Here is an 8,797-nt window from a genome sequence, read left to right as displayed (position 1 = left end):
CTCGCCTCCGCCCAAATGACTTCCCCCCCCCCCCACACACTCACCCATCCCCCCAATGCGGCAACCAAAGATCCCGGCGACGGCGACATGACGGAAAAGGATCGTCTTCAGATTACACGCGAAGTGGTGTCGACATCGATCAACGGCATGAGCTTGCCCCGGCCGCGAATCCAGACACGATCGGCACGCTCGGCCATCTCCTTGTCTCCCCGACTGTCGCCATAGACGAAAAGGACGCGCGGCGGCGACGCCACCCACCAAGCTTCAAGACGCCGCACTTTTTCCGGCCCCCAACAATTCGGCTCCGCAAATCGACCCGCAAATCGCCCTCGACCATCAAAGGCCAACTCAGTACTCAACACTGCATCGAATCCGACCGTGGCCGCCCAACGCCTAAGGTATAAGCCCGGCGACGCACTGACAAGAACGAGCCGGTGTCCCATCGCCCGGTGCTGCCGCAACCGCGCGATCATCTCCGGACGAATCAGTTCGGGCAAACGTTGCGTGACGAACCGGTCGGCATCGTCTTCAAGCTGGCCGCGCGTGCGTGCACCAAGCGACGCCCGCAAGAACGCTGCCTTGGCAGTGCCACGCTCGACCACGCCAAGCGCCGCACCAATCAACCACGGCGAAGCGAGCACCGCGCCAGCAACGAAACGCGCCGTGCCCACCGTGCTACGCACGAATACACGAAGACTGTCGGTGGTGGAAATCGTCCCGTCGAAATCGAAAGCGGCAACGATGGAAGCGTCTCGCATGCGATGTCAGGTCGCGCCCAACGGCAGCGATGACGCTGAATCGCTCAATGCCGCGACGCGTGAGTCCGCAAAGGCCACCAGATGCGGCCAACGCTCGCCAGCCTGCTCGCTCGCAATGACGGCCTGCTCGTCACGGTAGAACGGCAGCACGTCGGCGCCGACGACCTCGCGCAATCGATCGATATCCGACGGATAGCGACGCTCGATTGCCATGTCGGCTGCCTGCGGGCTAGGCGCGACGCGTGCCAGGGACGAAGCGGCAGCGGAGGACGAAAGTTCGTTCTGGTTCATGCTTTGCATTCTATACGTTGCGTCATGCACAGGGCAATTGGCCTGCCAACCGGTCATCCGGTGCACCCGGCTATCAACACCGACGAATTTGTTGACTTGATTACTTGTGCACTTGTGTCAAGGAGCGCTAGCATGGGACATCGTGTCGCTCTCGGGCTCACGAGCTGCATTGTCCCGCTGGACCCTGGCGATCTTGCGATCGCCTGTCAACGACGAGGTGAGGCGTCGGGTCGATCGGGTGAGGCTCGTGCGGAAGTGACCATAATTCAGCACAAGAACAGATGAGAGGCATCGCACATGCAGCTTCGAGCGTCGTGTTCACGTTACACAAAGGTCGCAGCCATCTGCCTGCTGGTCGCCGCAGCGATGGACCTCGGGGGCGTCAGGCCCGCAGGCGCCGCGCCCGCAACGGCCCGCACGGGCAAAACCCCAGTGCAGTCAGACGCCGCTTCCGCGCCGCTCTCACCACCCGGCGCCGCCGCTTCACCCGATTCGAAAGCCAACGCCGTCGCTGTCCCCCCCCTCACGACACCCCCCGGCACAAGCCAGCGCACCGTCACGTTTGCCCAGTTGGGGCAGACCGACGGGCTGCGCCTGCGAGGCACCGAGGGAACGGGCGACGTCAACTTCGGAATCCGACTCGATCAAACGGTCGCGTCGGCGCTGTTGCGGCTGCGCTACACTTATTCGCCCGCGCTGATTCCCGATTTGTCGCAAATCAAGGTTTATCTCAACGAAGAGCTGATCGCCACACTGCCATTCAACAAGCAGGACGGCGGCAAGAATCTCGTGCGAGATATCCCGCTCGACCCGCGCATGCTCTCCGACTTCAATCGTGTGCGCCTGGTACTCATCGGACACTACACGATGGAGTGCGAGGACCCGATGCACTCCAGCCTGTGGGCTGACATCAGCCCGCAGAGCGAGATCGTCACGAGCACCCAGCCACTGACGCTGCGCAACGATCTGGCATCGCTGCCCGCACCGTTCTTCGATCGCCACGACAACCGCGACCAGACGGTTCCGTTCGTGTTCGGGGCACCGCCATCGCTCGCCGTGGTGCATGCCGCCGGCGTGGTCGCGACATGGGCAGGTGCTTTCGGCGACTATCGCCGTACGCGCTTCCCCGTAAGCGTCAAGACGTTGCCGTCGAAGCACGCCATTGTGTTCGTCACGAACGACACGATGGTGCCGGGGCTCGATGTACCCAAGGTCGACGCGCCGACGCTGCGCATGATGTCCAACCCTAACGATCCGTCGCTCAAGCTGCTGGTGGTTCAGGGACGTGACGCGAAGGACCTGGAGACGGCCGCGCTCGCCCTCGTCTCGGGACGTGCCGCGCTCTCGGGCGATGTGACACGAATCGCGTCGCTCAAGCCCCTGCCGCCTCGGCCGGCCTATGACGCACCGCGTTGGGTGCGCACCGACCGCCCGGTCAAGTTCGGTGAACTGGTCGATAACCCGAGCGACTTGCAAGCGAACGGCTATATGCCTTGGCCGATCCGCATCCAGCTCAATCTGCCCGCCGATCTGCTCACCTGGCAGAACACGGGCGTGCCGATGGATCTGAAGTATCGCTACACGCCGCCGGTCAAGCCCGACGATTCGTCGATGAGCGTGTCGATCAACGATCAGTTCGTGCGAGCCTATCGTCTGCGCGCGGCAGGCGACAGCACGGACAAGAGTCACATGCTGGTCGAACTGCTTGCCGACGGCACGATGGCCGAGCATAAGTCGGTGCGCATCCCTGCGTTTCAGGTGGCTTCGCGCAACGCGTTGTCGTTCCAGTTCGCGATGCAGCCGCACAAGGACGGCATGTGCAGCCAGTCGATCACGAACGCGGCACGCTCGGCCATCGATGCCGACTCGACGATCGATTTCAGCGGTCTGCCGCACTACGCCGAAATGCCGAACCTGGGCTTCTTCGTCGGCAGCGGATTTCCATTCACGAAGTACGCCGATCTCGCGCAGACGGCAGTCGTGATGTCGAAGACGCCCGACACGGCGGAACTCGAGACCGTATTCTCGGCGCTGGGCCAGTTCGGTCGTTCGACCGGAGTTTATGCCGACCGCTTCGAAGTGCTCGACCCGACCCAGACCGACCGCTTCAAGGATCGTGACCTGCTGATCGTCGGAGGCAAGGATGTGGCCGGCCTTCTGACTCAGTGGGGTAAGAATTTGCCGCTGATCATCGACCAGTCGCGGCGCGTGATGACGGCCCAGCCGCAAGGCTATCGGGGCGATGGCGCGACCGGCTCGGCGCTTGCGGCAAGCCGCGTCGGTCCGGCGCACATGGACGCGTCGTCCGATGGACCGCTCGCGGCGCTCGTTGGATTCGAGTCGCCTGTGAGCCGCACGCGCTCGGTGGTCGCGATCAGTGCGTCGAGCGACGACGCCTTGCGCAGTGTGGTCGATGCCATCGACGACACCACCCGCCGCACAGCCATTCATGGCGATCTGGCGGTGGTCAGCGGCGACCGTGTCAATTCCTTCCGACTGGGTCAGACGTATTTCGTCGGCGACGTGAGTTGGTGGACGCGTATTCGCTATCACCTCTCGAGTCATCCGATTCTGGTCGGTCTGGTGGCGTTGCTTGCGGCGTTTGCGATTGCGCTCAAGTGCTTCGGCTGGTTGCAGCGCCGCGCTGCACGTCGCCTGGAGAAGTAGATGGAACGCGCCGATGTCAGCGGGCGGCGCCGTCGTGCCGTGCTGCGTGCGCTCGCCGCATGCGGCACCGTGCCGATGCTCGCCGGTCTCACGCGCACGGCTCACGGCGCGCCGTCGAAGTCCGCACCTGTGCCCGCCGCCGCCGCGCGGAAGTGCACGCCTGTCGACTGGCCTGACTGGACCCGCTTCAAGGCGGGATTTCTGAGCGACGACGGACGTGTGATCGATCGCGGCATGAACGATCAACGTACGGTGTCGGAGGGCCAGGCGTATGGGTTGACGTTCGCACTGATCGCCAACGATGCCGCTTTGTTCGACAAGATTCTCGACTGGACCGTCAACAATCTGGCTCAGGGCGATCTGACGGCGCATCTGCCCGCCTGGCTCTGGGGCAAGAAGGACGACGGCCAGTGGGGCGTGCTCGACAGCAACCCCGCGAGCGACGCCGACATGTGGATCGCCTACGCGCTGGGCGAGGCCGGGCGATTGTGGAACGTGCGGCGCTACTCGGCGCTCGGTGCGCTCCTGGCACGCCGGGTTGCGGCGGAGGAGTCGGACTATATTCCCGGGCTCGGCCCCACGTTGCTCCCCGCACCGGTCGGCTTTCATCCCGCGAAGGACCTGTGGCGGCTCAATCCCAGCTACGTGCCGATGCAGGTGGTCCGTCGCCTGGCTGGGCTGTTTCCGGACAGCGGGTGGGCACAAATGATCGCGTCGTCGCTCAAGCAAATCACGCTGAGCGCCGCGCCGCTGGGATTCGCTCCGGAATGGGCGATGTTTCGTGCGAGCCGCGGTTTCGAGATCGATCCCGAGACCCAGGGCGAAGGCAGCTACAACGCCATTCGCGTCTATCTTTGGGCGGGCATGCTCGCCCCCGGTGGCGATGATTTTCGTGCGTTGAAGCACACCTTCGGCGGCATGTTGAAGTATGTGGCAGCCCATGGTGCACCGCCCGAACGGGTCAATACGCGCGACGGCACCGCCCGACAGAACGGCGGGTCGGGATTTTCGGCGGCACTCGTCCCGCTGCTTCAAGCGGTGGGCGATACGGCGCAGGCACAGGCGCAAGTCGCGCGAGTGCGTTCGCTCGAGGCGCAATCGGCACCGGGATACTACAGTTCGGTGCTCTCGTTGTTCGGGCTTGGCTGGCAGGACGGACGCTTCCGTTTCGCCGCCGACGGCACGTTGCAAGTGCCATGGGAGGGGACTTGCGCGACACGCTGATCCGCTCTGCGTGCATGACCTGTGCGCTGATGGCCGCAGGCGGGACGCATGTGCGTGCCGCACCGGCCCCAAACGCCGGAAGCTCGCCTGGTGCGACGACCGCGAATCGCAATGTGAGCGAATTGCTCTCGAGCGCGGCGCTCTGGCATTCGCGTCATCGCAACGATCTCGCCCGTGCCGCCCTCGAAAAGGCGCTGCTCGTGCAGCCGGAACAGCCCGACGCGCTTTCGCTGCTCGGACAGATCGAGATCGAAGAGAATCATCCGCAGCAAGCGGACAAGGCATTGAAGACGTTACGCGCGCGCTATCCGAACGCCGCTGCGACGAAGGCGCTGGCCGACGTGATCCGTGTGAATACGGTCGACAAGGCCCGCATGGCGCGCGCCCGTCTGCTCCAGCGAAGCGGACAAGCCGATGCCGCGTTTGCCGAGTACCGCGCACTCTTCCCGGATGGCCCGCCGAGTGGCGATCTTGGCGTTGAGTACTATCGGGCGCAAGCCAACGCCACGAACGGTTGGCCGGCGGCGCAACAAGGGTTGGCGAATCTGGCGAAGGGCGCGCGCGAGGATACGCGCGCTTCGCAGTCGCTGGCCGAGTTGATGATCGACCGGCCGGCGAGCCGCCTGGCAGGCACGCGCATGGTGGCCGAACTCGCGGCCCGCCCCAACGCCGATATGAACGCTTTGCTGCCGCTCTGGAAGAAGGGGTTGTCCCGCGCAGACGGCGACCTCGCATGGCTGCCGCTGTATCAACGCTATCTGGCGTTGGCGCCAAACGATACCGACATTCGTGCGGCGTACGACAAACTCAACGCACAACAGGCCGCCCGCACGCGCATGCTCAACGACCCGGCCTACAAGGCACGGCAGGCAGGCATTCGTGCGCTCGACCAGGGGCGCCTGAGCGATGCCGAAAAGTCGCTCGACGCGGCGCGCGCCAAGCGTCCAAACGACGGTGAGCTGGCCGGTTCGCTGGGGCTCGTGAAGATGCGTCAGGGTGATCACAAGGGCGCGCAGGCGTTGTTTGCGCAGGCGTTGCGTGAGGACCCCGGGAACGCGGGCAAGTGGCGCGCGCTACTCAAGTCGTCGCAGTTCTGGGGCGCGATGTCAGCGGCGCGCGATGCCCGTGACGCCGGCCGTCTCGACGAGGCGGACCGGCTCGTGCGCAGTGCGCTGGCGAGCGACCCACGCAATCCCGACGGCCTGGCGCTCCTCGGCGACATTGCGCTCGACGACAAGCGCAACGATGACGCCGAGCGGCTCTTTCAACAGGTGCTGAAGATCGAGCCGGATAACGACACGGCACTGCGCGGCATGATCACCTTGTACTCGCGTGAGCAGCGCCGCACGGAACTGTCGAACCTGCTCGGCGATCTGCGGCGACGCTTCCCCCAGGACAAGGCGCGCCTGGACAGGGCCGAGGCCGCAGCGTTGGCCGACGACGCCGACCGTTTGATTGCGCAAGGACACAACGGCCCGGCGCTCGCGGCGCTCGAGCGCGCCGTCGCGCTCGATCCGGGCAACGCCTGGACACGCTACTCGCTCGCAAGCCTCTACCGGAAGCTGCGTCTGCCGCAGATCGGCCGTGAAGTCATGGCCGAAGGCATGCGCCAGCCGCTCAAGCCCGACGACCGCGCGCAGATGCTGTACGCCCAGGCGCTCTACTTGAATGTCATCGACGACGAAGCCGGCGCGCGGGCCTCGCTCGCGCAGATTCCCGCAGCGAACGTTACGCCGTCGATCAAACGCATGCAGGCGACGCTGGCAATTCGCGATACGGCGCGTCAGGCTCGGGAGGCGCGCGCGGCAGGCGATGAAGCGCAGAGCGAACGACGCTACAGCGAAGCGTTGGCGATGGCGGGCGACGACCCCGATCTGATCGGCGAAGTCGCCCGTGCACGCGTCTCGGCGGGGCAGCCGGAGCAAGGGCTCGCGCTCATGCGCAACTGGCTCGCGGCGCACGCGGACAAACCCCACCCCGACGCGCAACTGCGCTACGCAGAGTTGCTCAACACGGCCGAGCGTGACACGGAACTCGGAACGTTCCTGGCGAGCATGGATCCCGCCACACTCGGGACGGATCAACGCGATGAGTGGCGAGATTTGCAGGACCGTCTCGCACTGCGCGAGGCTGATCGCGCACGGGCGCTGGGTGACTTCAAGACCGCGCGCGACAAGCTTGCACCTTTGCTTTCGCGACAGCCGTCGGATAAACGCGCTCTGTCGGCGCTCGGGGACCTCTATTTCGACGAACGCCGTTTCGACGACGCTCGCAAGATCGCAGAAGCGCAGCTTCGCCAGGACCCGAACGATCAGGATGCGCGCCTGTCGCTGGTGCGCGTGCTCTACGAGATGCAGGACGATGCCGCCGCCAACCGCGAACTCGACCGCGCCCTGGCCGAGACGTCGGCTGACGATGTCTGGACGCAGCTTGCCGCCGTCCGGCGTTTGAGCGCCATGCAGCGCTTCGACGAAGCCATCGCGCTCAACGACAAGCTGCGCACACAATTCCCCGACACGCCGGCAGTGACGGTGCAGCGCGGGCGCATCGCACAGTCGCAGCGGCACTACAACGAGGCGAAGCGGTGGTACGACCAGGCGCGCAAGGAGGAAATCGTGCAAGGCGCGCTGCCCGGCTACGACGGCATGACATCGGCCGAGTCGGCAATCGACTCGCTCGAGTCGCGTCGGAACAGTTATGTTGCGGCGGGCTACGAAATCGACCAGAAGAAGGGCGACGGCGGCATCTCGATGTTCAACGCGCGAGCCGTGCCGCTCTACGGCCAGTACGCGATCGGCTACGACGGCCACGTGTTCGCCCAGACGGACTATGTCAGCGCAGATTCCGGCGATTTGCCGCTCAACGGCACATCGCAATTCGGCACGCTGCCGTTTCTCGACGTATCCGCGTTCCGCGCTGCCCATCCGGGGGTCGTGGGCGACTACGGCACGAAGCGTCAGAAGGCGCACGGCCAGGCGCTCATGATCGGTTATACGAACGACTGGATTCGGGCGGACATCGGCCATACGCCCGTCGGCTTCCCAATCTCTTATGTGACCGGCGGCGTGCGCCTGTATGGCGATCTCGGACGCTACAACTATTGGGTCGACGCATCGCGCCGGCCGATGACCGGCAGCATGCTGTCGTACGCCGGGTCGTATCTGCCGCTGCCCGACATTTTCGGCGACGGCAAATGGGGCGGCGTGCGGCGCGATGCGCTCACGTTCCATGCTTCGCGCGACTTTGCCAAGTGGGGTGTGTTCGGCGAAGCAAGCGTGGCGCGGCTCACGGGTGAGAATGTGCTGAACAATTCGGAGGTCTCGGCGCGTGCCGGCGTCGACCTGCCGCTCATCTACAAGCGCGACATGCGCATGAACACCGGCTTGACGCTGTTCTTCGATAGCTTCGCGCAGAACGAGCGCTATTACACCTTCGGACACGGGGGTTACTACAGCCCGCAAACCTATGTGTCGCTGACACTGCCATTGGAATGGTACGGACGCATGCAGCGCTGGTCGTACTATCTGCGCGGCTCGGTGTCGGTCTCGCAGAGTCAGGAGAAGTCGATGCCGTACTTCCCGACAGACGGCGCGTTGCAAGCGGCCAGCGGCAACTTGACGTACGGCTCGGGCGGTGGCTTCGGTGTCGGCTTCTCGGTGCTCGGGCGCGCAGAGTATTGGGTCAACCGCCATTGGGTGGTCGGCACCCAGGTGCAGTTCGAACGTTCCGACTACTACGCACCGAATCGCTTCCTCGTCTATCTGCGGTATCACTTCGACGCCCGTCGTGGCGACGTGCCGATGCCGCCTTCGCCAGTACGCCCAATCTGGAGTTACTGACCCATGCGCGCTCGCGTC

5 protein-coding genes are annotated in these 8,797 nt (G+C 64.9%); 3 read left to right on the top strand and 2 right to left on the bottom strand.

Features of this window, described 5'->3' with window-relative positions:
• Positions 1-107: 107 nt before the first annotated feature.
• Together ACE3UG_RS00895 and ACE3UG_RS00890 are read right to left on the bottom strand one after the other, a co-directional pair.
• Positions 108-758: an HAD-IB family hydrolase gene (locus ACE3UG_RS00895; RefSeq protein ID WP_374618404.1), complete on the bottom strand. Its 651-nt coding sequence runs from the start codon at positions 756-758 to the stop codon at positions 108-110.
• A gap of 6 nt (positions 759-764) precedes the next feature.
• Positions 765-1,049 carry a hypothetical protein gene (locus ACE3UG_RS00890; RefSeq protein WP_374618403.1) on the bottom strand — a complete coding sequence of 95 codons (285 nt, stop codon included), beginning with the start codon at positions 1,047-1,049 and terminating at the stop codon, positions 765-767.
• A 297-nt stretch (positions 1,050-1,346) separates the two neighbouring features.
• On the opposite strand from ACE3UG_RS00890, the gene bcsB reads away from it, so the two are divergent.
• Genes bcsB through ACE3UG_RS00875 form a run of 3 tightly spaced genes read left to right on the top strand, consistent with a single transcriptional unit; the run spans position 1,347 to position 8,779 of the window.
• Entirely contained in the window at positions 1,347-3,716 is a 2,370-nt protein-coding gene (gene bcsB / locus ACE3UG_RS00885; RefSeq protein ID WP_374618402.1) for a cellulose biosynthesis cyclic di-GMP-binding regulatory protein BcsB, read from the top strand.
• Positions 3,717-4,940 (top strand): cellulose synthase complex periplasmic endoglucanase BcsZ, encoded by a 1,224-nt coding sequence (gene bcsZ / locus ACE3UG_RS00880; RefSeq protein ID WP_374618400.1) that lies wholly within the window; start codon positions 3,717-3,719, stop codon positions 4,938-4,940.
• Positions 4,913-8,779 (top strand): cellulose synthase subunit BcsC-related outer membrane protein, encoded by a 3,867-nt coding sequence (locus tag ACE3UG_RS00875; protein ID WP_374618399.1) that lies wholly within the window; start codon positions 4,913-4,915, stop codon positions 8,777-8,779. The genes bcsZ and ACE3UG_RS00875 overlap by 28 nt, the downstream gene beginning before the upstream one ends.
• Positions 8,780-8,797: the final 18 nt, after the last annotated feature.

The organism is Pandoraea sp. (assembly GCF_041919235.1).
Classification (GTDB): Bacteria; Pseudomonadota; Gammaproteobacteria; order Burkholderiales; family Burkholderiaceae; genus Pandoraea.
Note: the sequence above shows the minus strand (reverse complement) of the source record. Positions and strands in the feature narration are given on the sequence as shown.

Coding starts and splice junctions, on each gene's coding strand:
- ACE3UG_RS00895 (WP_374618404.1), bottom strand. CDS start 758: ATGCGAGACGCTTCCATCGTTGCCGCTTTCGATTTCGACGGGACGATT.
- ACE3UG_RS00890 (WP_374618403.1), bottom strand. CDS start 1,049: ATGAACCAGAACGAACTTTCGTCCTCCGCTGCCGCTTCGTCCCTGGCA.
- bcsB (WP_374618402.1), top strand. CDS start 1,347: ATGCAGCTTCGAGCGTCGTGTTCACGTTACACAAAGGTCGCAGCCATC.
- bcsZ (WP_374618400.1), top strand. CDS start 3,717: ATGGAACGCGCCGATGTCAGCGGGCGGCGCCGTCGTGCCGTGCTGCGT.
- ACE3UG_RS00875 (WP_374618399.1), top strand. CDS start 4,913: ATGGGAGGGGACTTGCGCGACACGCTGATCCGCTCTGCGTGCATGACC.